Source organism: Agrococcus sp. SL85 (assembly GCF_026625845.1).
In the GTDB taxonomy this organism is placed as follows: domain Bacteria; phylum Actinomycetota; class Actinomycetes; order Actinomycetales; family Microbacteriaceae; genus Agrococcus.
In genome coordinates, this window is record NZ_CP113066.1 from 356292 (window position 1) to 380285 (window position 23994).

At 74.5% G+C, this 23994-nt stretch carries 26 protein-coding genes and 2 tRNA genes; 11 read left to right on the plus strand and 17 right to left on the minus strand.

What is annotated here, in order from left to right:
• Positions 1-89: 89 nt before the first annotated feature.
• The 3 genes from OVA14_RS01635 to OVA14_RS01645 all read right to left on the minus strand — a co-directional run bounded on the left by OVA14_RS01635 (position 90) and on the right by OVA14_RS01645 (position 2137).
• Positions 90-162: transfer RNA gene (locus OVA14_RS01635), tRNA-Ala, on the minus strand.
• Positions 163-210: 48 nt separating this feature from the next.
• Positions 211-1416 carry a hypothetical protein gene (locus tag OVA14_RS01640; protein ID WP_267504586.1) on the minus strand — a complete coding sequence of 402 codons (1206 nt, stop codon included), beginning with the start codon at positions 1414-1416 and terminating at the stop codon, positions 211-213.
• A gap of 61 nt (positions 1417-1477) precedes the next feature.
• Positions 1478-2137, minus strand: a complete 660-nt coding sequence (locus OVA14_RS01645) for a GNAT family protein (RefSeq protein WP_324288029.1) — start codon at positions 2135-2137, stop codon at positions 1478-1480.
• An 80-nt stretch (positions 2138-2217) separates the two neighbouring features.
• Here OVA14_RS01645 and OVA14_RS01650 point away from each other — a divergent pair, with 80 nt between their 5' ends.
• Genes OVA14_RS01650 through mscL form a run of 3 tightly spaced genes read left to right on the plus strand, consistent with a single transcriptional unit; the run spans position 2218 to position 3476 of the window.
• Positions 2218-2817 carry a 5-formyltetrahydrofolate cyclo-ligase gene (locus OVA14_RS01650; protein ID WP_267504587.1) on the plus strand — a complete coding sequence of 200 codons (600 nt, stop codon included), beginning with the start codon at positions 2218-2220 and terminating at the stop codon, positions 2815-2817.
• A 3-nt stretch (positions 2818-2820) separates the two neighbouring features.
• On the plus strand, positions 2821-3045 hold the full coding sequence (locus OVA14_RS01655; RefSeq protein ID WP_267504588.1) for an FmdB family zinc ribbon protein: 225 nt from the start codon (positions 2821-2823) through the stop codon (positions 3043-3045).
• Between the two features lie 29 nt (positions 3046-3074).
• Positions 3075-3476, plus strand: coding sequence for a large conductance mechanosensitive channel protein MscL (gene mscL, locus OVA14_RS01660; protein ID WP_267504589.1), 402 nt, complete (start codon positions 3075-3077; stop codon positions 3474-3476).
• A 65-nt stretch (positions 3477-3541) separates the two neighbouring features.
• Here mscL and OVA14_RS01665 read toward each other — a convergent pair whose 3' ends face one another.
• The 8 genes from OVA14_RS01665 to OVA14_RS01700 all read right to left on the minus strand — a co-directional run bounded on the left by OVA14_RS01665 (position 3542) and on the right by OVA14_RS01700 (position 12144).
• The gene (locus tag OVA14_RS01665; RefSeq protein WP_267504590.1) at positions 3542-3772 is read right to left on the minus strand and encodes a hypothetical protein; all 231 of its coding nucleotides are present in this window, start codon (positions 3770-3772) and stop codon (positions 3542-3544) included.
• Complete coding sequence (locus tag OVA14_RS01670) at positions 3769-7500, minus strand: AAA family ATPase (RefSeq protein WP_267504591.1); 3732 nt, start codon at positions 7498-7500, stop codon at positions 3769-3771. Before OVA14_RS01670 ends, OVA14_RS01665 begins: the two co-directional genes overlap by 4 nt.
• Before the next feature lie 80 nt (positions 7501-7580).
• Entirely contained in the window at positions 7581-8639 is a 1059-nt protein-coding gene (locus tag OVA14_RS01675; RefSeq protein ID WP_267504592.1) for a lipid II:glycine glycyltransferase FemX, read from the minus strand.
• Between the two features lie 59 nt (positions 8640-8698).
• Positions 8699-9361: a deoxyribose-phosphate aldolase gene (gene deoC / locus OVA14_RS01680; protein WP_267504593.1), complete on the minus strand. Its 663-nt coding sequence runs from the start codon at positions 9359-9361 to the stop codon at positions 8699-8701.
• 124 nt (positions 9362-9485) lie between these two features.
• Positions 9486-9560 (minus strand) — tRNA-Arg (locus OVA14_RS01685).
• 97 nt (positions 9561-9657) lie between these two features.
• Positions 9658-10413: an NlpC/P60 family protein gene (locus tag OVA14_RS01690; RefSeq protein ID WP_267504594.1), complete on the minus strand. Its 756-nt coding sequence runs from the start codon at positions 10411-10413 to the stop codon at positions 9658-9660.
• 100 nt (positions 10414-10513) lie between these two features.
• Complete coding sequence (locus OVA14_RS01695; protein WP_267504595.1) at positions 10514-11296, minus strand: C40 family peptidase; 783 nt, start codon at positions 11294-11296, stop codon at positions 10514-10516.
• A 176-nt stretch (positions 11297-11472) separates the two neighbouring features.
• Positions 11473-12144, minus strand: coding sequence for a metal-dependent transcriptional regulator (locus tag OVA14_RS01700; RefSeq protein WP_267504596.1), 672 nt, complete (start codon positions 12142-12144; stop codon positions 11473-11475).
• Between the two features lie 146 nt (positions 12145-12290).
• Between OVA14_RS01700 and serC the strand changes: the two genes are divergently transcribed.
• Positions 12291-13394: a phosphoserine transaminase gene (gene serC / locus OVA14_RS01705; protein WP_267504597.1), complete on the plus strand. Its 1104-nt coding sequence runs from the start codon at positions 12291-12293 to the stop codon at positions 13392-13394.
• A 32-nt stretch (positions 13395-13426) separates the two neighbouring features.
• On the opposite strand, the gene OVA14_RS01710 is transcribed toward serC, so the two are convergent.
• Together OVA14_RS01710 and OVA14_RS01715 are read right to left on the minus strand one after the other, a co-directional pair.
• On the minus strand, positions 13427-13996 hold the full coding sequence (locus tag OVA14_RS01710; RefSeq protein WP_267504598.1) for a DUF3027 domain-containing protein: 570 nt from the start codon (positions 13994-13996) through the stop codon (positions 13427-13429).
• Complete coding sequence (locus OVA14_RS01715; protein ID WP_267504599.1) at positions 13980-14360, minus strand: cold-shock protein; 381 nt, start codon at positions 14358-14360, stop codon at positions 13980-13982. Before OVA14_RS01715 ends, OVA14_RS01710 begins: the two co-directional genes overlap by 17 nt.
• 94 nt (positions 14361-14454) lie before the next feature.
• On the opposite strand from OVA14_RS01715, the gene OVA14_RS01720 reads away from it, so the two are divergent.
• From OVA14_RS01720 to OVA14_RS01750, 7 genes are all read left to right on the plus strand, one after another.
• Positions 14455-14766, plus strand: a complete 312-nt coding sequence (locus OVA14_RS01720; RefSeq protein WP_267504600.1) for a hypothetical protein — start codon at positions 14455-14457, stop codon at positions 14764-14766.
• 616 nt (positions 14767-15382) lie between these two features.
• Entirely contained in the window at positions 15383-16264 is an 882-nt protein-coding gene (locus tag OVA14_RS01725; RefSeq protein ID WP_267504601.1) for a helicase-associated domain-containing protein, read from the plus strand.
• Positions 16255-16419, plus strand: coding sequence for a hypothetical protein (locus OVA14_RS01730; RefSeq protein ID WP_267504602.1), 165 nt, complete (start codon positions 16255-16257; stop codon positions 16417-16419). The genes OVA14_RS01725 and OVA14_RS01730 overlap by 10 nt, the downstream gene beginning before the upstream one ends.
• Positions 16420-16466: 47 nt before the next feature.
• Entirely contained in the window at positions 16467-18122 is a 1656-nt protein-coding gene (locus OVA14_RS01735; protein WP_267504603.1) for a DNA repair helicase XPB, read from the plus strand.
• A 53-nt stretch (positions 18123-18175) separates the two neighbouring features.
• The gene (locus OVA14_RS01740; RefSeq protein ID WP_267504604.1) at positions 18176-18871 is read left to right on the plus strand and encodes a response regulator transcription factor; all 696 of its coding nucleotides are present in this window, start codon (positions 18176-18178) and stop codon (positions 18869-18871) included.
• A complete protein-coding gene (locus OVA14_RS01745) occupies positions 18872-20473 on the plus strand; it encodes a sensor histidine kinase (protein ID WP_267504605.1) in 1602 nt (533 codons plus the stop codon).
• 62 nt (positions 20474-20535) lie between these two features.
• Positions 20536-20826 carry a WXG100 family type VII secretion target gene (locus tag OVA14_RS01750; RefSeq protein ID WP_267504606.1) on the plus strand — a complete coding sequence of 97 codons (291 nt, stop codon included), beginning with the start codon at positions 20536-20538 and terminating at the stop codon, positions 20824-20826.
• A 58-nt stretch (positions 20827-20884) separates the two neighbouring features.
• On the opposite strand, the gene groL is transcribed toward OVA14_RS01750, so the two are convergent.
• The 4 genes from groL to OVA14_RS01770 form a co-directional block, all read right to left on the minus strand.
• Positions 20885-22504: a chaperonin GroEL gene (groL, locus tag OVA14_RS01755; protein ID WP_267504607.1), complete on the minus strand. Its 1620-nt coding sequence runs from the start codon at positions 22502-22504 to the stop codon at positions 20885-20887.
• Positions 22505-22640: 136 nt separating this feature from the next.
• On the minus strand, positions 22641-22892 hold the full coding sequence (locus OVA14_RS01760; RefSeq protein ID WP_267504608.1) for a cold-shock protein: 252 nt from the start codon (positions 22890-22892) through the stop codon (positions 22641-22643).
• Positions 22893-23045: 153 nt separating this feature from the next.
• Positions 23046-23600, minus strand: a complete 555-nt coding sequence (locus OVA14_RS01765) for a LytR C-terminal domain-containing protein (protein ID WP_267504609.1) — start codon at positions 23598-23600, stop codon at positions 23046-23048.
• Positions 23597-23929: a DUF3263 domain-containing protein gene (locus tag OVA14_RS01770; protein ID WP_267504610.1), complete on the minus strand. Its 333-nt coding sequence runs from the start codon at positions 23927-23929 to the stop codon at positions 23597-23599. The genes OVA14_RS01765 and OVA14_RS01770 overlap by 4 nt, the downstream gene beginning before the upstream one ends.
• Positions 23930-23994 lie beyond the last annotated feature (65 nt).

Consider the following 23994-nt stretch of genomic DNA (forward strand, 5'->3'; position numbering starts at 1 on the left):
ACGGCCGGCGGGCGACGCGCCGAGCGCAGCGCGCGGCCCCGCCCGGACACGACGAAGGCCCCGCCTCACGGCGGGGCCTTCGTGACCGGTGGACCCTAGGAGATTCGAACTCCTGACCTCCTCGATGCGAACGAGGCGCGCTACCAACTGCGCCAAGGGCCCGGACTCGACGAGCATACAAGGATGCGCGCCCGTGCGCGAATCGGCGCGTCAGCCGACGCGGCGGCGCAGGAACGCCTCGTGCACGTCGACGCCGGCGAGGTCCTCCTCGACGACGCCCATGGCGGCGAACCGCGATCCGGAGGCCGTCGCGCGCCGCGCGGGCGCCGTCTCCGCGGCCGGCGCCGCAGCCTGCTCCGCCACCTCGGCGCGAACGACGTCGAGCGCCTCGGCGGCGTCGAGCGCCTCGTCGAGCTCGATGCGGCGGATCGGCACCGCGGGCGCCGTGGGCGCGAGCCTGCGCTCGACGTCGGTCTGCGGCACCTCCCCCGTCACGATCTCCTCGAAGCTCGGCTCCAGCGGCGAGACGCGCGCGAGCGGGCCGGAGATCGCGCGACGGTCCTCGGCGAGGCGACGGCGCGCCCGCTGCAGCAGCTCGTCGCCGGGCTGCGCCGCGAGGGCCTGCGCCCCGGCCTGCGCCGCCGTAGCCTGCGCCGCGACTGCGCGCTGCTCGGCCGCCGGCCGCCGCACGGCGCGCGCCCGCTGCTCCGGCACCTGCGCGGGGCTCCAGCTGCGCGAGCGCAGCAGCTCGTCGGTGCGCTGCACGCGGGCCACGACCTGCTCGGCCACGCGCGCCTCGGCCGCGACGGCCTCGGCGGCGACCTCGCGCGCCTCGACGAGCGTGCGCACGCTCGGCGCGGTCGCGGCGGCCACCGAGCGCACGCGCGCGGCAGAGGCGTTCACGGCCACGAGGCCGACGAGGCCCAGCACGAGGGCCGCGCCGCCCGCGAGGAGCAGCATGCCGAGCCCGGGCAGCAGCGCGCCAGCGACGACGGCGGCGACGGCGAGCAGCACGAGGGCGAAGCACGCGAGGCGGGTGCGGCGGAGGCGCTGGGCGCGCGAGACGGTCGTGCGCACGGCGGCGCGCACCTCGCGCTCCACCGCCTTGATCTGCTCGTCGAGCTCGCGGGCCCTGGCGACGGCCTTCGCGTGCTCCATGGCCTGCTTGAGGCGCGCCTCCTTCGCGACGGCGCGCTGCTGCACGGCGATCGTGCGGGCGTCCGCCTCGATGCGGACCTCCTCGGGCGACTCCGCCGACTCGGCCATGATGCGCAGGGTCTGCTGCAGGCGGATGGCGTTGCGCTCGGTCGCGAGGTACTCGCGCCTGCGGGTCCAGACCGGCACCAGGTAGGCGACCCAGAGCAGGACGGCGACGATGAGGACGAGCGACGTCCCGAGACCTGCGAGCTCCGGCATGAGCGGCACGGTATCGGCGGCGCGAGCCCGATCGACGGAGGGCGCGCGGCGCGCCCCGCGTTCAGGCCCCGGCGCGCCCGCGCGGGTCGCCGCCGACGTCGACGGGGTACACCGAGCGGTCGAAGGGCTGCACCCGTCCGCCGAGCCAGCGCGAGAGCAGCGGCTCCGCGAGCTCCTCGCGCACGAGCGCGAAGCAGAGGTGGTCGCGCCAGTCGCCGTCGATGTGGATGTAGCGCCTCCGGCAGCCCTCGTAGCGGAAGCCCAGCTTCTCCACCACGCGCAGGCTCGCGACGTTCTCGGGGCGGATGCACACCTCCACCCGGTGCAGGCCGCCGGCGCCGAGCAGGTGGTCGGCGACGAGCGCGACGGCCGTCGTCGTGGCGCCGCGGCCCGCGAAGCGCTCGGCGACCCAGTAGCCGATGGTCGAGGAGGCGAGCGCGCCGCCCGTGATGCTCGCGACGTTCAGCTGCCCGGCGAAGCGCCCGTCGACCTCGATCGCGAACGCGAGGCCCGAGCCGTCGCGCTCGCCGTCGAGGAGGGAGCGGATGGACGAGCGGGTGTCGAAGCGGCCGCTCGGGCGCGAGCCCGGCAGCGTCGCCTCCCACGGCTCGAGCCAGGACCGGTTGCCGACGAGCTCGGCCTCGAGCGCCCTCGCGTCGCGCATCCGGATGCCGCGCACGGCGACGGCGCCGTGGCTGAGCCGGGGCGCGGTGTCGAACACAGGTCGAGCCTAGGGCCGCGATGCTGGAGCCGCGGCGCGGAGGCGCGGCCGGCCCAGCGCGGCGCGATACCCTCCGACCCGTGAGCGAGGACGAGGCGGCCATCGAGGAGGCGAAGCGCGTCCTGCGCCGTCGCCTCCGCACCGAGCGGGCGGAGCTCGGCGCCGCGCGCGCCGCCGAGCGCTCCCCCGCCCTCACCGAGCACCTCGTGGCGCTCGTGCGCGAGCGCGGGGCCCGCACGATCTCCGCCTACCTGTCGCTCCCCGACGAGCCCGACACCCGCGGCCTCATCCGCTGGGCCGACGCGGAGGGGCTGCGCGTGCTGCTGCCGATCATCCGCACCGACGGCCTGCTCGACTGGGCCGAGCACGACGGCACCGAGACGATCGAGGCGAGCCTCGGCATCCCGGAGCCCACGGGCGAGGCCCTGCCGCCGACGGCGCTCGACGACGTCGACCTCATGCTCGTGCCCGCCACGGCCATCGGGCGCGACGGCTCGCGCATCGGCGGCGGCCGCGGATTCTTCGACAGGACGATCGCCGCGATGGCAGAATGTCCTCCTGTGTACGCCATCGTGCACGACGAGGAGCTCCTCGACTCCGTGCCGCACGCCGCGTACGACCAGCCCGTCGACGGCGTGGTCACCGAGTCGGGGGTCCTGACCTTCCACCCGAGGAGCTGAGCCATGCCCGTCTACGCCTACGCCTGCACCGCCTGCGGCCACGCGTTCGACGCCCGCCAGTCCTTCAGCGAGCCCGCGCTCACGACCTGCGAGCAGTGCGGCGGCGCGCTGCGCAAGCAGTACGGCGCCGTCGGCGTCACCTTCAACGGCTCGGGGTTCTACCGCACCGACTCGCGCGCCGGCGGCGCCGCGAAGGCACCCGCGGCAAGCTCCGGCTCGTCCGACTGACCCCACCCCTGAGCACCCGGAGGCACGAGATGCAGGGCTTCAAGAACTTCCTCCTGCGAGGCAACGTCATCGAGCTGGCGATCGCGGTCGTCATCGGCGCCGCCTTCACGGCCGTCGTCGCGGGCTTCACCGAGGCGATCATCAATCCGCTCATCGCGCAGGCGTTCGACGCCGAGGCGCTGTCGGAGGCGACGGTCGGCATCTTCCCGATCGGCGTGCTGCTCGCCGCGATCATCAACTTCCTCATCGTGGCGGCGATCTGCTACTTCGTGCTGATCCTCCCGATGCAGAAGCTCAAGGAGCACCACGACAAGCTCCGCGGCTTCACCCCCGACGCGCCCGCCGAGACCGACCTCGACGTGCTCCGCGACATCCGCGACCTCCTGCAGCAGCAGGCCGGCGAGAAGCCGGCGACGCCGCCCGCGGCCTGACGCGCGCGGCGCGGGATCGGAGGGGCGGGGCCTGCGGGCCCCGCCCCTCCGTCGTCCCCGGCGGCTCAGCCCCAGTGGGGCGGCACGTCGCTGCGGAGGCGCTCGTCGTTCTCGCGCGACTGCGCGCGCTCCTGCGCGGGCTCGCCGGTCCAGCCGGGCGTGGGCTCGGTCGTGACGCGGCGGCCGCGCCGACGGATCACGAGCGGCGCGGGCTCGGCGCCCGCGACCTGCTCGTCGTCCGACGCGGGGCGCGCCCGCTCGCCGTCCGACGCGGGGCGCGCCCGCTCGTCGCTCACCGGGCGGCGTCGGCGCCGACGAGCTCCGCGATGCGGTCGGCGACGCCCTCGGGGTCGGTGAAGAGCTCGAAGGCGTGCACGCGCATCGTGTGCCACCCGAAGCGGCGCAGCACGTCCGGCCGCAGGCGGAGCGCCTCGCGCAGCGTGCGGTCGCCGTCGTCGTGGTCGGCCTCGATCGCGGCGCACACGCCGCCGTTCGCGACCACGAGCGGCAGCGCACCGTCGTAGGCGACGTCGGCGCGGAGGCCCCGGCGGCGCAGGCGCGTCGCGAGGTCGACCATGAGCGGGTCGCCGCCGCGGCTCGGCTGGTGCCGCTCCGGCGAGGCCGCGTCGAGCAGCACCTCGCGCAGGATCGCGGCGCCGTGCTCGAGCCGCTCGGGGTCGAGCTCCGCGGCGTCGAAGGACGTGACGATCTGCATCGCCTTGCGTGCGCGGGTCATCGCGACGGCGAGCAGCCGCTCGCCGCCCGGCTGCCCGAGCGTGCCGAAGTCGACGTTGCGGCCGTGCTTCGTGTGGCCGTAGCCGACCGAGAAGATGACGCGATCGCGGCTGAGCGCGCTCGCGTGCGTCACGTCGACGATGACGAAGGGCTCCTCGCGATCGGCGACGACGAAGTCGGCGAGCGGGCCGTTGCTCGCGAGCGCCGCCATGATCGACTGCTGGATGCGCACCTCGTGCCGCTCGTTCGCGGTCACGACCATGAGCGACTCCTGCGGGCGCGAGCGCGCGTGCTGGGCCACGAGCTGCACGACGCGGTCGACCTCGGCGTCGGGGCTCTCGATCGTCGCCGCGCCCTGCTCGGGCAGGCCGTGCGCGCCGTGCACGATCGACGTCGTGAGCGAGGCGTGCCCGAGGTAGGCGCCCGCCCACGGCAGGGCCTCGATCCGGCCGCCGTAGAAGCGCTGGTCCACCGCGGCGACGAGGTCGGCGCCGCCCGTGCGGTACGAGCGGGTGAGCGAGCGCGAGGGCAGGACCTCGCCGAGCCGCGAGAGCGCCGACTCCGCGTGCAGCTCGTCGGGCGTCGCGAGCTCCTCGGTGGGGCGCACGCCGAGCGTCGAGATGCCGACGTCGAAGGGCGCGGGGGTCTGGGTGGTCGAGTCGCCGAGCGCGATCACCTGGCGGGCGCGCGCGATGGCGCCCGCGGCCTCCGCGATCGTCACGGCACCGGCATCGGCGAGCACGACGGCGTCGAAGGGGATGCTGCGCGCCACGCGGTGCAGGTCGTACGGCGAGGCCAGCCACACGGGGGCGACGGCGCGCGTCAGGTGCGGGGCGAGCCGCTGGAGGTCCTCCGAGGCGACGGCGCCCGCGCGGATGAGGCCGCGCACGGCGGCGGCCTCGTCCGGGTGGTCGTCGACCGCGAGCCGCCACTGCTCGGCGAGCTGGTGCGCGAGCCGGGCGCTCGACGCGTCGACGTGCGCCTCGTCGACGAGCGCGAAGTCCTGCTCGAGGCGGCGCAGCACGTCGGTGTTGCCGCGCAGCAGCGCGCGCTCGCGGCCGAGCATCGCCTGCAGGGCGGACTGCCACCACGCGAGGTCGAGCTCGTGCTCGATCTCGTCGTCGGCGACGTGCCGGGCGGCGAGGTCCGCGAGCAGCGGCTCGAGCCCGAGGCGCTCGATCGAGCCCATGAGCTCGGCGCGCTCCTGGATGTTCTGCAGCGCGTCGCTCGGCGCGGCGAGCTCGCGCACGCGGTCCTCGAGGTCGGCGAGCGGCAGGTCGACGCTGCGCACTTCCGGGGCGAGGCCCGCGTCGAGCCGGTCGAGGCGCTCGGCGACGTCGCGCAGGCGCACCTCGACGCCTGCGAGGCCCGCGGGCACCGTGGGGATCGAGCCGTCGGGCGCGAACTTGGCCCAGAGGCGACGCTGCTGCTGCGCGGCCTGCAGCACGTCGTTGAGGTCGGGCACGTGCGCGCCGGGGCGCACGTACTCCTCGGCGAGGCGCTTGAGGCGGCGCCGCTGCATGCCGCCGAGCGCCTGCATCGCCTCGCGGCGCGGCCCCGTCGCGGTGATGAGCTCGCCGAGCGGGCGGTCGTAGATCGCCGGCGTCATGACGTCGAGCGTCGCGCGCACGTCGGTGAGCAGCGCGATCTGGATGCCGAGCTCGGCGAGCGTCGCCGCCGGGCGCAGCTTGGTGTCGCCCACGACCTCCTTGGCCTGCGCGAGCAGCTCGGCGAGCGCGCCGGCGTCGAGCGCCTTCGCGTCGTCGTACGCGGCGGAGGCGTCGGCGGAGGTCGCGAACGACGCGCCGTACCAGGGGGTGTCGTTCGGGCCGTAGCGGAACTGGCCGAGTTCGGCCGCCTTCCGCATCGTCGCGGCGACGCGCGGGCGGTCGGTCGCGAGCGCGCGCGTCGAGGCCTCGGTGAGTCGCGCGCGCGTCGAGGGCGGCGTCGGCAGCATCGCGAGCCGCGAGAGCTCCTTGAGCGCGTCGAGCACCGAGACCTGCAGCTCGCCGTCGACGCGGCGGAGCGCGCCGCGGTAGTCGAGCAGCACCTTGCGCAGGCGCAGCATGGCCTCGTCGATCTCGGCCGTCTCCGGGCGCTCCGAGCGCTCGATCCGGCGGATCGCCGCGATCAGGTCGCGGCGCAGCGTCGCCTCCCCCACCGCGAGCGCCTCGAGCTTCGTCGCCGCGAGCCGATCAGCGATGCCCCGGAGGGTCGCGCGGCGCGGGCTGACGACGAGCACGCGCTTGTCGTCGCCGACGAGCGCGGCGACGACGTTCACGATCGTCTGCGTGAGGCCCGTGCCCGGCAGCGCCTCCACGACGAGCGAGTTGCCGGCGGCGGCCTCGGCGATGACGGCGTCCTGCTCGCCGTCGGCGTCGAGCACGAGGCGGTCGACCTCCGGGTCGCGCTCGTCCTGGGGCGTCTCGTCGATGCCCGCGCGGCCCTCGCGCACGCGCCAGGCCGCCTGCTCGTCGCCGCGCACGGCGTCGAGCACGTCGTGCGGCACGGGCTCGAGGTCGGCCGCCATGGGCTCGCCGACGTCGGCGAAGGTCGAGGCGAGGAGCCGCGCCTCGAGCGAGAAGCCGGGCACGTGCGCGGCGGCGAGGCGCACCGCGTCGAGCACGGCGTTGGGGGTGAAGGTGCCCTCGCCCGAGGCGAGGTCGACGAGCTGGCGGTCGTCGAGCCGCACCCCGTGGTGCTCGCGGAGGATGCGCGCGATGCGCGGGTTCAGGAACGGCCGGCCGAGCAGCTGCAGCTCGAAGTCGCGCCCGCGCCTGCGCACGATGAGGGGGCGCAGCAGCACCGGGCCGTAGACCTCGCCGTCGCCGTGCGGGAAGCGCGCCATGCCGATGCCGAGGTGCACCGCGTCGATCGAGCGGGCGGCGGCGAGCTCGACGCCCTTCGAGGCGATGGAGGCGGCGGCGGCGCGGGCGGCGCGGAGCGCGAGGTCGTCGCGGATGAGGCTCGAGAGGGCCGTCGGGCGGCCGGTGATGAACTGCGCGAGCCCGCCGGGGTGGGTGGTCGAGAGCTCGACGCGCGTCGCGGTGGTGTCGATGAAGCCCGTGAGGGGGCTGCGGCCGCCGACGCGGCGCAGCGCCTCTGCCCACGCGTCCCACTCGCCCTGGCGCCGCTGGCGGCGCGGCGCGGGCTCGGGAGCCGCCTCGTGGCTCGGCGCGGGGGCCTCCGCGGACTCCTCGCGCTCTGCGTCGTCGGTCCCGGCTGCTGCTGCGGGGTCGACGGGCGCCTCGGGCGCCTCGCCCCGGTCCACGGTCTCGTCCTCACGCACACCGTCACGATAGTCAGGCGGCGGGGGCGGCGCGCTGCGGCGCGGCGGGGAACGGCGCGATTGCCCGGGCGGGCGGCTGCTCAGAACCAGGCGTCGCCCGTGCGGCGCGTGTAGACGGCGCGCAGCCAGCGGCCGGCCTTCGCCCAGAGCGCGTAGCGGCCCGTGAGCGGCAGCTCGTAGGTGGGCATGTAGCGCACCGGCTCGGGCGCCCACGCGGTCTTGAACGTGTAGAGGCCCTTGATGTCGCTCGTCTCCCACGACGCGGGGTCGGGGATGTTCGCGAGCTCGTAGAGCGTGACGCCCTGGCCGTGGAGGTCCTGCATGATCTTCCACTGCATGAGGTAGGGCGCGAAGATCTTCGCGTTCTCGCGGATGCTGCCGGCATCCTTGTACCAGGCGGTGTCGCCGAAGCGCATGACGAAGGCCATCGACTGCACCTCGCCCTCGTACTCGGCGACGTAGAAGTGGCCCTGGCCGACGCCCTTGTAGACGTCCCAGATGCGCTGGAAGTAGTCGGGGTGGCGGAAGTAGCCGCCCGAGCGCACCTTGGTCTCGCCGATGAGGCGATGCATCTCGGCCTCGTTCTCGCGCGTCATCGGCGTCTTCGTCACGGTGACGCCGAACTTGTTCTCGGCCGCGCGGTAGGAGTTGCGGGCGCGCTTCTTGAAGCGGGCCGCGACCTCCTCGAGGCTGCCCGAGAGGTCGACGGCGACCGCGTGCTGGTACTGGCTCGACGCCGCCGGCACCCAGCCGTTGCGCTCGAAGGCCTCGACGAGCTCGGGGGTCTCGGGCTGGAAGGTCTCCATCTTCAGGCCGAACCAGCGCTTCGGGTAGGCCTTGGCGCGGGCGGTGATCGCGTCGATCGCCTCGGGCGTGATGCCCGCGACGCGCGGCAGGAAGAGGATGCGGCCCGCGAGCGGCGCCGTCCGCTCGAAGAGCTGGATCGGCAGCGCGCGCTCGCCACCCGCCTCGCCCGTCACCGGGACGACGTCGCGCAGGGCCGACCAGGGCGAGCCGTCCCGCGTGCGGGCCCAGGCGTCCGACTGCATGTAGTGCGCGCGCGCCTGCGCCTCGAGCACCTGCGCATCCCAGGCCGCCCCGTCCGTGGTCCGGTAGGGCTTCGGCTGGGTCGCGCTCATCTCGCTCGCTCTCTGCGTCGTCAGGGGTGCGGCGGCACCGCCGTCGATCGTACCGGCGCTCAGTAGGAGCCCGCGGGCTCCGCGCCCTCGACGATCGCGCGCGTGCTCGAGAGGCCGAGGCGCGTCGCCCCCGCCGCCGTCATCGCCTCGGCGTCGTCGTGGGAGCGGATGCCGCCGGAGGCCTTCACCTCGAGGCGGTCGCCCACCGTCTCCTTCATGAGGCGCACGGCGTGCGCGCTCGCGCCACCGGACGGGTGGAAGCCCGTCGAGGTCTTCACGAAGTCGGCACCGGCCGCCTCCGCGGCGCGCGAGGCGCCGACGATCGCCTCGTCCGAGAGCGCGGCCGACTCGATGATGACCTTGAGGACGACGTCGGGCGCCGCCTCGCGCACGGCGCGCACGTCGGCCTCGACCGCGTCGAAGCGGCCCTCGATCGCCGCGCCAACGTCGATGACCATGTCGATCTCGTCGACGCCGTGCGAGGCCGCGAGGCGCGCCTCCGCAGCCTTGATCTCGCTGTGGTGCTTGCCGCTCGGGAAGCCGACGACGACCGCGAGCTTGAGGCCCTCGGGCATCTCGACGGGCACCATCGACGGCGACAGGCACACGCTGTACGCGCCGAGCGCGGCGGCCTCGGCGATCGCGGCCTCGACCTCGGCACGCGTGGCCGTGGGCTGCAGCAGGGTGTGGTCGACGATCCGGGGCAGGGCGGCGGCGTTCATGGGTTTCCTCGTGGGTGGGTGCGGCGCGGGCGACCCGGCGCGCCTCGTGGGCGCGGCGACGAGGGCGCTCGCGGAGGGCATCGATGCCCCTGGCATCCGCGGCCGAGCGGCCGAGGCGGATGCGTGGTGCCCCTGGAGGGATTCGAACCCCCAACCAGCTCCTTAGGACGGAGATGCTCTTCCATTGAGCTACAGAGGCCGGACCCGACGATCCTACCGCGGCGCGCGGCGGCCGATCGCGGCCCCGGGACGACGGAGCGCCCGCCCCGAGGGGCGGGCGCTCACGATCGGACGTCTCAGGTGATGTCGATGAAGACCGGGGCCGAGCCGCCGATGTTCACGCCGGCGACGACGGTGTTGTAGCCGCTCCAGCCGCCGTGCACCGCACGGCCGCCGCCGATGTAGATCGCGACGTGGGCGCTGCCGGTGCCGCCGTTCGCGTAGTAGATGACGTCGCCGGGCGAGGCCTGCGACATGGGGATGGTCGGGCCGAGGTTGAAGAGCGAGCCCATGCCGGAGTACGGCAGGCCCGCAGCGGCGATCGAGCTGCGCACGAGCGCCACGCAGTCCTGCGCGACGCCGACCTGCGCGAGCGCGGCGTTCGCGATGACCGAGCCGGAGGCGCCGGCCGAGGCCGCCGCCGAGCCCGTGGAGGCCGACGACGAGGAGGACGAGGAGGACGACGACGACGATGCCGCGGCGGCGGCCTCCTGGCGGGCCTGCTCCTCGCGCTGCACCTCCGCCTCGATCTCGGCGCGGATCTGCGCGAGCTCCTCGGGCGTCGTGGCCTGGACGTCGAGGCGGGCCTCGCTCAGGCCGCTCTCGCCCGCCGTCACGATGCCGGAGACCGACTGCGCGTCCTGAGCCACGAGGGCCGACATCGACTGCTCGGCACCGTTCGAGGCGCCGGAGGCGAATGCGGGCAGGGCCAGCGGGGAGGCCAGCGCGGCCGCGGCCGCGATCACGCCGACGCGGCGGGCGCCGCGGACGAAGGCTGCGCGCGAGACGCGCTTCGTCGGCTCCTGGGCCGTCTGCTCGTTGGTAGTCGTCACTGCTGCTCGCTCCTGGGATCTCGTTCCGTGCACGGCCGCCGAGGCGGCACGTCGGGCTACGTTACCAAATCGTTATCGTCTTGTCACCAGGCACTCGGGATCAGCCGAAGCGCCGCACCTGGGGGGTGCCGAACGCCGCGACCATCGCGGAGTAGCTGGAGTACTTCACGGGCTTGCCGCTGGTCGCGGCGTGGATGATCTGCCCGCCGCCCGCGTAGATCGCGACGTGGCCGTTCCACACGAGCAGGTCGCCCGCGGCGACGGCCGATGCCGGCACCGGGGTGCCGTAGCCCGCCTGCGCGTTCGAGGAGTGGGGCAGGTAGTGGCCGGCCTGGCCGTAGACCCACATCGTGAAGCCCGAGCAGTCGAAGCCCGTCGAGGGGCTCGCGCCGCCCCACACGTACGGGGCGCCGAGCTGCGATGCGGCGATGCCGACGACGGAGCCGTCGGCGGGGATGCTGGCAGCCGCGGTCGCGGGGGCCTCCGCGGCACCGCCCGACGCCTGGGCGAGCTCCGCCGCGGACTCGCGGGCGGCCTCGAGCTCCGCCTGGCGCGCATCCTCGGCCGCCTGCGCCGCGGCCTGCAGCTCCGCGAGCTCCTCGGCGGTCGTGCCGGCGATGCCGTCGCGCGCGATCGCCTCGGTGCGGGCATCGGCGGCGACGGTGACCGACTGCGAGTTCTCGGCGACGATCGCGGCGAGCTCGCCCTGCGAGTAGCGCTGCGTCGTCGGCTGGAAGGCGGCGGCGGGGAGCGAGAGCGCCCCCACGAGCCCGGCCGCGATGCACACGACGCCCACGCTCTTCACGCCGCGGCGCAGCGTCCCGTACGCAGGTCGCTCGGCCATCGGCGCGACGGCGATGGCCGTCGAGTGCTGCAGGGTCATGTGGCGGTGGTCCTCCATCAGGCGCCCGCGCACGCTCCGGTGCGGGGCTGACTGACGGGGACACTACCCGACCGTTACCGTTCCGTCACAATCCGGATGCGGTCGTGCGGCGAGCCTCGACGCGGCCTGGGAGGCCCCTGGACGCACCGGCCCGCGCGCCCGGCGCGGGAGGGGCGTCAGGCCTCGAGGTACACGTGCTGCGCGAGCTCCTGCGGCAGGTCGATCGCCGCACCGCCCACCACGGCGATCCGCACCCGGTCGCCGGCCGCCGAGACGGCGACGCGGGCGCCGGGCAGCACCCCCGCCGACTGCAGCTCGGCGAGGCCCTCGACGTCGAACTGGATGGGCTCGCCCAGCCGCCGCACCGTCCGCTCGCCCTCGGCCTCCGTCGCGCGGACGACGCCGTCGAGGAACGCGTCCGCCGGCGCCAGCCCGAGCTCCGCGAGCCCCGGGATCGGCGTGCCGTACGGCGACTCCGTCGGGTTGCCGAGCAGCGCGAGGAGCCTGCGCTCCACCTGCTCGCTCATGACGTGCTCCCAGCGGCACGCCTCGTCGTGGACGAGGCTCCAGTCGAGCCCGATGACGTCGGCGAGCAGCCGCTCCGCGAGGCGGTGCTTGCGCAGCACGCGCGTCGCGAGCGCGCGGCCCTCGCCGGTGAGGTCGAGGTGGCGGTCGGCGCCGACGACGACGAGGCCGTCGCGCTCCATGCGGGCGATCGTCTGCGACACCGTCGGGCCCGAGTGGCCCAGCCGCTCGGAGATGCGCGCGCGCAGGGGCGTGATGCCCTCCTCCTCGAGGTCGAGGATCGTGCGGAGGTACATCTCGGTGGTGTCGACGAGATCCGTCACCCACGACCCCCGTCCCTCGTCCGCATGGCGTCAACCCTAGTGTCGCGCCCGGTGCCGCGCGCGCCGTCCTGCCGCGCACGCGCCGCCGGCGCGCAGGCGCCCGCTCGTCGGCCCGCGCGCACGCGCCCGCTCGTAGGATCGGAGGCGTGACCGAGATCACCATCCCCTCCGACCTCCTCCCCGTCGACGGCCGCTTCGGCTGCGGCCCCTCGAAGGTGCGCCCCGAGCAGGTCGCGCGCCTGACGAGTAGCCTGCAGCTGCTGGGCACGAGCCACCGCCAGGCTCCTGTGAAGTCGCTCGTCGCCTCCGTGCGGCAGGGCCTCGCCGAGCTCTTCTCGCTGCCCGAGGGCCATGAGGTGCTGCTGGGCAACGGCGGCTCCACGGCCTTCTGGGACGCCGCCGCCTTCGGCCTCATCGAGCGCCGCTCGCACCACCTGGCCTTCGGCGAGTTCGGCGCGAAGTTCGCGAAGGCCGCCGCGGCGCCCTGGCTCGAGGCGCCGAGCGTCGCCCGCTCGGAGCCGGGCTCGCGCCCCGTGCTCGAGGCGGTCGAGGGCGTCGACGTGGTCGCGTACCCCCACAACGAGACCTCGACGGGCGTCTTCCACCCCGTGGTCCGCGGCCAGTCCGACGCGCTCACCGTCGTCGACGCGACGAGCGCGGCGGGCGGCCTCGCGGTCGACGTCTCGAAGGCCGACCTCTACTACTTCGCGCCGCAGAAGAACTTCGCGGCCGACGGCGGCATCTGGTTCGCCCTCGCCTCCCCCGCCGCGATCGAGCGCATCGAGCGCATCGCGGCCTCGGGCCGCTACATCCCGGAGTTCCTCTCGCTGCAGCAGGCGGTCACGAACTCGCGGCTCGAGCAGACCCTCAACACCCCCGCGCTCGCGACGCTGCTGCTGCTCGACGAGCAGCTGCGGTGGATGCTCGCGGCGGGCGGCCTCGACGCGATGGCCGCGCGCACGGCCGAGTCGTCCTCGACGCTCTACGCGTGGGCCGAGGGCCGCGCCGAGGCGACGCCGTTCGTCGCCGACGCGGCGCACCGCTCGAACGTGGTCGTCACCATCGACTTCGACGACTCGGTGGACGCGGCGGCGCTCGCGAAGGCGCTGCGGGCCAACGGCGTCGTCGACACCGAGCCGTACCGCAAGCTCGGCCGCAACCAGCTGCGCGTCGCGACCTTCGCGGCGATCGAGCCGAGCGACGTCATGCAGCTCACCCGCAGCCTCGACTGGCTGCTCGACCGCCGCTGAGGCGGAGGCGGGCCCGACGGCGGCCGCGGCGCTCAGGCGTCGCGGCCGCCGTCGTCGTCGTGGTCCTCGTCGACATCGGCGCCGTCGCCATCGTCGTCGATCGGGTCGACGTCCTCGTCGAGCGCGTCGACGTCCTCGTCGAAGTCGTCGTCGAAGTCGTCCTCGAGATCGGCGTCGAGGTCGGACTCCAGCTCGTCGTGGTCGTCGAGCTCGTCGTCGTCGCCGTCGGCCGATGCCGCGTCCTTGGCCGCGAGGTACTCGGCCATGCGGTCGGCCCACGGCGTCCACGCAGGCGCGAGCAGCGACCCCTCGCCGGGCAGCAGCGCGGCCTCGAGCACGGTCGGGCCGCCCTCGACGTCGCGCGAGAGCAGCACGGTCCAGGTCCAGTCGGGGTAGCCGGAGAGCGTGGACGCGTGCCGCACCGCGACGACGCCGTCGCCCTCGGCCACCGCGTCGACCACATCGCCGACGGCGCCCCTCGGCGCGATCTCGTCGAGCGCCGCGAGCGCGAGCGCGAGCTCCTGCGCGGTCGGGGTCACGGGCACGGCGGTCGCGGGCGACGCCTGCGCGTCGTCCTCGCGAGCGTCAGGCGTCGAGGTCATCGGCGACCTTCCGGAGCATCTGGGCCACGCGCGAGCCGTGGTCGGCGCTGGGGTAGCGGCCGCGGCGCAGGTCGTTGCCGATCGAGTCGAGCAGCCGCACGAGGTCCTCGACGATGATCGCCATGTCCTCGGTGTCGCGGCGAGCGGCCCTCGGAGCGCCCTTGGCAGCGCCGAGCACGCGGAGCGACAGCGCCTGCGGGCCGCGGCGGCCGTCGGCGATGCCGTACTCCACGCGGGCGCCCGGCGCGATGCGCGTGCCCTCGGGCACCGCGGAGGCGTGGAGGAACACCTCGACGCCGTCGTCGCCCGCGATGAAGCCGAAGCCCTTGGCCTCGTCGAAGAACTTCACCCTGCCGCTCGGCATCGCACCCTCCCGCGCGTCTGTCGGCGGCGCCCTGCCGCACCGCACCAGCGTAGTGGGCGGGGCCTGGGCGCCCGGCGCGCGATATCCTGGCCGGATGCCGAAGGCGAGCAGCAACCCCACGCAGCGGCCGAAGCCGCGCGAGCGCACGACCGCGCCCGTCGCGCGCACCCGGCGCGAGGTCGTCGAGCGCGTGCTCGCGGCGCTCGTCGTCGGCTTCGGCGGCGTCGCCGTGCTGGGCTTCGCGGCGACGCTCCTGCACATCGGCCTCCGCGACTCGGTGCCGCTCTTCGCCGGCGTCGCCTGGCAGCTCGCCTTCTGGCTGCCGCTCGTGGCGCTGCCGCTCGCGATCGTCAGCCTCGTGACCCTCGTCGTCGTCTCGGCGGCCGGGCGGGCGCGCGGGCGCTGATGGACGTCGTCGGGCTCGCGGCCCGGATCCAGTCGCTCTCGGACGAGGCGCTCGACCTGCTCGTCGTCGAGCGGCAGGTGCCACCGCAGCTCGCCTCCACCTTCGACCTCGCCGAGCACCTCGTCGCCGAGGAGCCGATCGCCCGCGCGCTCAGCCAGCGCACGGCCGACGAGCTGCGCGCGCTCGCTGCGGGCCGATCGACGCCCCGGCTCGACGCGCTGCTGCTGGGCGTCGACGGCGCGGCGCTCCCGCCCGTCGCCGCGGCCGCCGCCGAGGCGCTCGCCGACCGCGCCGCGGACTGGTCGCCGTCGGCGCCGGCCGAGAGCCCCACCGCCCCGCAGACCGCGATCGACGAGGCGATCAAGGTGGGTGAGCTCGTGCACCGCGTCGCGGAGGCGCCCATCGCCCTCCGCGCCCGCGCGCAGGCGCCCGCCGCGGCCGCGCGCGCCCTCGCCGCCGCGATCGACGCCGACCCCGCCCGCATCGAGGAGCGCCTGGAGCCCGCGCTGCTCGCGGGCCTGCTCGACCGCCGCGACGGGCGGCTGCGGGCGACCGTCGACGCCGACGCGTGGCTCGCCGCCCCCGTGCCCCAGCGCTGGCTCGCGCTCGCGCAGGCGTGGCTGCGCGCCCACGCCGACGTCGACGGCATCGCCGCCGAGCACCTCGCCGGGGCCTTCCCCTCGCCGACCCGGCCGCGCTCGCCGTCCGCGAGCGCGAGGCGCGGCAGGCCACGGCCCTCGGGCTCGTCGACCGCGGCGGCCGCACCGCGATCGCCGCGCAGGCCCTCGACGCGCCGGAGGCCGCGCTCGCGGCGCTCGCCGCGCACGTGCCGCCCTCGACCGCATCGGTCTACCTGCAGCCCGACCTCTCCATCGTCGCGCCCGGCCCGCTCGAGGCGGCCGTGGAGGCGCGCCTGCGCCGCGTCGCGCGGATCGAGCGCGCCGGCATCGCCTCGCAGTGGCGCATCACGCCGCAGAGCGTCGCCGCCGCGCTCGCCGACGGCGAGGGCGCTGACGGCGTGCTCGACTTCCTGCGCGAGGTCTCGCTCACGGGCCTCCCCCAGCCCGTCGCCTACCTCGTGCGCGACACCGCGGCGCGCTTCGGCGCCGTGCGCGTGCGCGCGGTCGATCCGCTCGCCGAGGGCGGCGCCCGCGCGCAGGCGCGCTCGGAGGACGCGCAGCTCATCCGCACCATCGCCGTCGACCGCGCGCTCGCGCCCGCGGGCGTGGAGGCCTCGGGCGCGCATCGCGTCACCTTCCGCACGAGCGCGGAGGAGGCCCTCGAGGCGCTCCTCGAGGAGCGCTACCCGGCCGTGCTCGAGGACGAGGACGGCGCGCTCGTCGTGCGCGACCGGGAGCGCGCGCCCCGCCGTGCCCCCGAGCCGCACCGGCTCGTCGCCCGGCTGCGCGACACGGGCTTCGACGTGTCGAGCAGGAGCGCGCCTGGCTCGAGCGGCAGCTGCAGGCCGCGGTGCGCGAGCGCGTGCCCGTGCGCCTGACGGTCGTGCTCTCCGCGGAGCCGGTCGACGTGGAGCTCGTACCGCTCGCGGTCGCCAACGGCAGGCTCCGCGCGCGCGACGCGCAGCGCGACGTCGAGCGCACCCTGCCCCTCAGCGCGATCACGCGCGTCGCGGGCCTCGGCCTCGCCAGCTGAGCCGCCGCCCTGCCGTCGGGGGACGAGCGGGAGTAGGCTGGTCGGCTGTGACGCTCCCCGGCCCGCTCATCGTCCAGTCCGACCGGACGGTGCTCCTCGAGGTCGCGCACCCGGAGGCCGCCGCCGCGCGGCAGGCGCTCCAGGTGTTCGCCGAGCTCGAGCGCGCCCCCGAGCACATCCACACCTACCGCGTGACGCGGCTCGGGCTGTGGAACGCCCGCGCCGCCGGCCACTCGGCCGACGAGATCGTCGGCACGCTCGACCGCTACGCGAAGTTCCCGGTGCCGACGGGCGTCGCCCAGGACATCCGCGAGACGATCGGGCGCTACGGCCGCCTCACGATCGAGCGCGACGACGAGGGCCTCGTGCTGCGCAGCCAGGACCGCCCCGTGCTCGAGGAGGTGCGGCGCTCGAAGAAGGTGCAGCCGCTGCTCGCGGGCCCCGCGGGCGACGGCATCCGCGTCGTCGACTGGGCGCGCGGCGAGCTGAAGCAGGAGCTCGTGAAGATCGGCTGGCCGGCCGAGGACCTCGCGGGCTACACCCCCGGCACCCCGCTCGACATCGACCTCGTCGAGGACGGGTGGGAGCTGCGGCCCTACCAAGCGGACGCCGTGCACCACTTCGCCGAGGCGGGCTCGGGCGTCGTCGTGCTCCCCTGCGGCGCCGGCAAGACGATCGTGGGCGCGGGCGCGATGGCCGCGAACGACACGACGACGCTCATCCTGGTCACGAACACCGTGTCGGCGCGCCAGTGGCGCGCGGAGCTGCTGGCGCGCACGAGCCTCACCGAGGACGAGATCGGCGAGTACTCCGGCCAGAGCAAGGAGATCAAGCCGGTCACGATCGCGACCTACCAGATCCTGACGGTCAAGCGCGGCGGCGAGTACGCGCACCTGGGCGTGCTCGACGCGCTCGACTGGGGCCTCATCGTGTACGACGAGGTGCACCTGCTGCCCGCGCCGGTCTTCAAGCTCACGGCCGACCTGCAGGCGCGGCGGCGCCTCGGCCTCACCGCGACGCTCGTGCGCGAGGACGGCCGCGAGTCGGACGTGTTCAGCCTCATCGGCCCGAAGCGCTTCGACGCACCGTGGAAGGAGATCGAGGCCCAGGGCTTCATCGCGCCCGCGGAGTGCTACGAGGTGCGCATCGACCTCGACGAGGACGAGCGGCTCGAGTACGCGGCCGCGGGCGACCGCGACCGCTACCGGATCGCGGCCTCGAGCCCGCGCAAGATCCGCACGGTGCGGCGCGTGCTCGAGCAGCACCCCGACGAGCAGACGCTCGTCATCGGGCAGTACCTCGACCAGCTCGACGAGCTCGCGGAGGCCCTCGACGCGCCGCTCATCACGGGCGAGACGCCCGTCTCGGAGCGCGAGGAGCTCTTCCAAGCGTTCCGGACGGGGCAGGAGCGCGTGCTCGTGGTCTCGAAGGTCGCGAACTTCTCGGTCGACCTGCCCGACGCCTCGCTCGCCGTGCAGGTCTCTGGCTCCTTCGGCTCGCGCCAGGAGGAGGCCCAGCGCCTCGGCCGGCTGCTGCGCCCGAAGGGCGGCCGCACCGCGAGCTTCTACACCGTCGTCGCGCGCGACACGGTCGACCAGGAGTTCGCGCTCGGGCGCCAGCGCTTCCTCGCCGAGCAGGGCTACGCGTACACGATCCTCGACGAGCACGAGCTCGGCGCGGCCGACCGCGCCGGCGTCGCCTGAGCGGGACCGCGGGTGTTCAGGAACATCACAGCCGACGATCAGAGACTGGGCGCATGACGGAGCCCAGCGCCAAGATCCTCGTCGTCGACGACGAACCCCACATCCGCGACCTGCTGACCACGAGCCTGCGCTTCGCCGGCTTCGACGTGCGCGCCGTCGGCGCGGGCGCCGCGGCCATCTCGGCCGTCCTCGAGGACGAGCCCGACCTCATCCTGCTCGACGTGATGCTGCCGGACATCAACGGCTTCGGCGTCACGAAGCGCCTGCGGGCCTCGGGCTTCACCTCCCCCATCCTCTTCCTCACGGCCAAGGACGACACCGACGACAAGATCACCGGCCTCACGGTCGGCGGCGACGACTACGTCACGAAGCCGTTCTCGCTCGACGAGATCATCGCCCGCATCAAGGCGATCCTCCGCCGCACGATGGCCGAGACCGATGACGCCACCATCCGCGTCGGCGAGCTCGCCATGAACCAGGACACGCACGAGGTCACCGTCGCCGACGAGGAGGTCGAGCTCTCGCCCACCGAGTTCAAGCTCCTCCGCTACCTCATGCTCAACGCGAACCGGGTGCTCTCGAAGTCGCAGATCCTCGACCACGTCTGGGAGTACGACTTCAACGGCGACGTCGGCATCGTCGAGTCGTACATCTCCTACCTGCGACGCAAGATCGACGGCTCGACCTCCGAGCCGATGATCGTCACGAAGCGCGGCTTCGGCTACATGCTGAAGTCCCCGAAGGCGTAGGTGCTCGCCCGGCTCCGCGAGCTCATCGCCCGGACCTCGCTGGCCGGGCGCATCAGCGGACTCATCGTCGTCGTCATGGCGCTCGGGCTCGCGCTCGCGGGCGTCGGCACGCTCAGCATCATCCGCGACGCGATGATCGCCGACTCCGACCGCGAGCTCGAGCAGGCCATGCGCGCCTTCACGAGCGACCCCGTCACGCGCTCCGACCGGCCCGAGCAGTGCGACCTCGCGCAGCGCATGCCCAACCGCTACTACCTGGGCATCGCCGACGCGAGCGGCACCGTGCTGTGCGACAACAAGCTGCCCGACCCCGCGAACCCCGACCTCGCCCGGGTCTCGATCGGCACGGTCGCGGAGCAGGACACCTCGTTCACGATCCTCTCGAGCGACGGCCTCACGCAGTACCGGATGCTCGTGGCCCCCACGACCGTCGAGGGCACGGGCGAGCTGCTCGTCTCGATCGTCGCGGTCGACCTCGACGGGCTCGAGTCGACGACGGCGACCTTCACGCTCGTCTTCGTGGGCTTCTCGGCGCTCGCGATCATCCTGGGCGCGGCGCTCACGCGCATCCTCGCGGTCTCGACGCTGCGCGACCTGCGCGGCGTCGCGGCGCAGGCGCAGCGCTTCGCCGACGGCGACTACGACGCCCGCATCTCCGGCGCGCACCCGCGCACCGAGGTCGGCACGCTGCAGCTCTCGCTCAACACGATGCTCGCCCGCATCGAGGCGGCCATCGAGCAGCGCGACGCCTCGGTCGCGCAGATGCGCCAGTTCGTCGGCGACGCCAGCCACGAGCTGCGCACGCCGCTCGTGTCGGTGCGCGGCTACGCCGAGCTCTACCGGATGGGCGCGATCACGCGCCCGGAGGACGTCCAGAACGCGATGGAGCGCATCGAGGGCGAGGCCAAGCGGATGGCGCGGCTCGTCGAGGACCTGCTGCAGCTCGCGCGCCTCGACGAGCGCAGGCCGCTCGACCTGCAGCCGCTCGACCTCGTGCCGATCGTGAACGACGCGGCGAGCGACACCCGCGTGCAGGCGCCGGAGCGGCGGATCACCGTGCACCCGATCGAGCCGGACGCGATGGCCCCCGTCGACGAGGCGCCGGAGGACGCGGAGCCGGCGCTCTTCACCCCGCCGCCCCTCACGCCGCCCGCCGTCGTCCTCGGCGACGAGCACGCCCTGCGGCAGGTGGTCTCGAACCTCATCGGCAACGCCCTGCGCTACACCCCGGAGGGCACCCCCCTCGAGCTCGGGGTGGGCGTGGCCGCACGCCGCCGCCAGGCCGTCGTGCACGTCGTCGACCACGGCGAGGGCGTGCCGAAGGAGCTGCGCCGCCGCATCTTCCAGCGCTTCTTCCGCGCCGACACCTCCCGCGCGCGGGAGACGGGCGGCTCGGGCCTCGGCCTCGCGATCGTGCAGGGCATCGTGCGCGCGCACGAGGGCCGGATCGACGTCGTCGAGACCCCGGGCGGCGGCGCCACCTTCCGCATCGCGATCCCGCTCGCCGACGACGCCGCCGTGCTCGCGCTCAGCGAGCGGCTGCGCCGCGACCCGGGGGCCGCGACGGGCGATCCACAGGCCGCCGCCGCACCCCGGCGCTGAGCGCGCCCCCTCCCCTACCGTCCTGCTCGAGCGCGGAGCCGCCGCGCAGGAAGCAGGGGATCATGAGCAGGTTCGTCGTCGACGCCGACGCCATCCAGGGCGCCCACATCGCGGTGCGCGGCACCGCCTCGCGCGTGCAGTCGGAGGTCGCCGCGATGCACGCGCAGCTGCAGGCGCTGCAGGACACCTGGAGCGGCCAGGCATCGGTCGCCTTCCAGGGCGTGCTCGCCGACTGGCGCGCCACGCAGGTGCGCGTCGAGGAGTCGCTCGCGGCCATCACCGAGGCGCTCGCCGTCGCGGGCCGCCAGTACGACGAGGTCGAGTCGGGCAACACCCGGCTGTTCGCGGCCTAGCCGCGGGAACGGGAAGGGCCCCGGTGCTGACGCACCGGGGCCCGACTCGTGGGATGGATCAGAAGTCCATGCCGCCCGTGGGGTCGGCGGGCATCGCCGCGGCCTTCTCGGGCTTGTCGGCGACGACGGCCTCGGTCGTGAGGAAGAGGCCGGCGATCGACGCGGCGTTGGCGAGCGCCGAGCGCGTCACCTTCACCGGGTCCGAGATGCCCGAGGCGAGCATGTCGACGTACTCGCCCGTGGCGGCGTTGAGGCCGTGACCCACGGGGAGGTTGCGGACCTTCTCGGCCACGACGCCCGGCTCGAGGCCGGCGTTGAGGGCGATCTGCTTCAGGGGCGCGTCGACCGCGACCTTGACGATGTTCGCGCCGGTCTGCTCCTCGCCCTGCAGCTGGAGGGTCTCGAAGACCGTCTTCGCCGCCTGGATGAGCGCGACGCCGCCGCCGGGGACGATGCCCTCCTCGACGGCCGCCTTCGCGTTGCGCACGGCGTCCTCGATGCGGTGCTTGCGCTCCTTGAGCTCGACCTCGGTCGCGGCGCCCGACTTGATGACGGCGACGCCGCCCGCGAGCTTCGCGAGGCGCTCCTGGAGCTTCTCGCGGTCGTAGTCGGAGTCGGTGTTCTCGATCTCCGAGCGGATCTGGCGCACGCGGCCCGCGATGGCCTCGGCCTCGCCGGCGCCCTCGACGATCGTCGTCTCGTCCTTCGTGATGACGACCTTGCGCGCGCGGCCCAGGAGGTCGAGCGTCGCGTTCTCGAGCTTGAGGCCGACCTCCTCGGAGATCACCTGGCCGCCCGTGAGGATCGCCATGTCGGCGAGCATCGCCTTGCGGCGGTCGCCGAAGCCGGGGGCCTTGACGGCGACCGACTTGAAGATGCCGCGGATCTTGTTCACGACGAGCGTCGCGAGCGCCTCGCCCTCGACGTCCTCGGCGATGATGACGAGCTGCTTGCCCGCCTGGATCACCTTGTCGACGATCGGGAGCAGGTCCTTGATGTTCGAGATCTTCGAGTTGACGATCAGGATGTACGGGTCCTCGAAGACCGTCTCCTGGCGCTCGGGGTCCGTCACGAAGTACTGCGACAGGAAGCCCTTGTCGAAGCGCATGCCCTCGGTCAGCTCGAGCTCGGTGCCGAAGGTGTTCGACTCCTCGACGGTGACGACGCCCTCCTTGCCCACCTTGTCGATGGCCTCGGCGATGAGCGCGCCGATCTCCTCGTCGGCGGCCGAGATCGACGCGGTCGCGGCGATCTCGTCCTTCGTCTCGATCTCCTTCGCGTTGGCGAGCAGCTGCTCGCTCACCGCGGCGGCGGCCTTCTCGATGCCGCGCTTGAGGCTGATCGGGTCGGCGCCCGCGGCCACGTTGCGCAGGCCCTCGCGCACGAGCGCCTGGGCGAGGACGGTCGCCGTCGTCGTGCCGTCGCCGGCGACGTCGTCGGTCTTCTTCGCGACCTCCTTGACGAGCTCGGCGCCGATCTTCTCGAACGGGTCCTCGAGCTCGATCTCCTTGGCGATCGAGACGCCGTCGTTCGTGATGGTGGGGGCGCCCCACTTCTTCTCGAGGACGACGTTGCGGCCGCGCGGGCCGAGGGTCACCTTCACCGCGTCGGCGAGCGTGTTGAGTCCACGCTCCAGCCCGCGGCGGGCCTCCTCATCGAAAGCGATCATCTTTGCCATAGCGGTCTCGTCCCTCCTGGACGTGTCGACGTTCACTGGCACTCCACCAGAGCGAGTGCCAGGGGCAAGTCTGGCACTCAGCGCATGGGAGTGCAAGCGAGCGCCGAGCGCTTCGCCGAGGGCGGACGGGCGGGCGTCAGGCCTGCTCGCCGAGGCGCGGCTCGACCCGCTCCGCCTGCGGCCCGCCGGGCGCCGCGCCGACCGCCAGCAGCACGCGCTGGCCCTCGTCGAGCACGCGGAAGCCGGGCATGAGGATCTGCGAGTAGTGGACGAAGACCTCGTCGCCCGTCCCGTCGACGCGGATGAAGCCGAAGCCCTTCTCGCGGTCGAACCACTTCACGGTGCCCAGGACCCGCTCGTCCTCGCTCGTGGACGTCTCGATGCTCATCGCGCCTCCCCCTCGACGGTCACGCCGGGCGTGGGCCCGTCGAGTGCGGCGCTGCGCCGCGTCGATGTGTACCCCACGAATGTACCCCAATCGGGGGACAGCGCGGAATCGGGCGGGCCGCCTCGCGGGGCGGCTCGCACCGGGGCCGGCGGCCTATGGCGCGGGCGTGCCCGAGTGCTCGACGCCGCCGTCCTCGCGGGGCTCGACGCTCGGCACCGTGCCGGGGGCGTCCGCACCGAGCACGATCGTGATGGGCGAGCCCGAGATGCGGCCGTCGGAGAGCGCGGCCTCGCCGACGCCGAGGCCCTGCACGAGCCCGCGCGCGACGGCCGCGAGCTCCTCGCTGTCGTACCAGACGACCGTCTCCGCCTGCTCGTCGGTCGAGCCGCCCGTGGCCGTGACATCCCAGCCGAGGTCCTCGAGCGACTGCCCCACGCCGGCGGCGAGGCCGTCCTCCCCCGAGGCGTCGAGCACCGAGATCGAGGCATCGAGCGACGGATCGATCTCGCCGGGGTTCGTGACGACCTCGGGCGCTGCCGACTCGGAGGCCGCGGGCGCGGGCGCCTGCGGCCGCAGCAGGTCGAGCGCCACGATGCCGGCGCCCGTCAGCACGACGACCGCGCAGACGGCGGCGAGCAGGATGCCCCACCAGGGCCACCCCGGCGCGTCCGCCGTGCGGTGCGCGCCCACGCGGTGCGTGCGGCTCATCGGCCCTCCCTCAGGCGCAGCAGCCGGCGCACGAGCATGGGGTCGTGGCGCACGGCCTCCGGCGTCGCGAGGAGGCCGTCGAGCACCTGGTAGTAGCGGGTGGTCGACCACCCGAACTCCGCCCGGATGGCGCGCGCCTTCGCGCCCGCGTGGCTCGACCAGCGCCCCTCGAAGTCGAGGATGCGCCGCACGCGCGCCTCGCGCGCGGCGGCGACGTCGTCATCCGCCTGCGCGATCTGCGCGTCCTCGAGCGCTGCGCCCTCGGCGAAGGCCAGGGCGGCCGCCTCGTCGGCGGACCCCCCTCCATGCGCGCGGGGCTCGTTCGGCATGCCTCGATCCTAGATCGGCGCAGGCGCTTCGCCCGCCGCGAAACACGAGCCGCGCGGGCGTACGA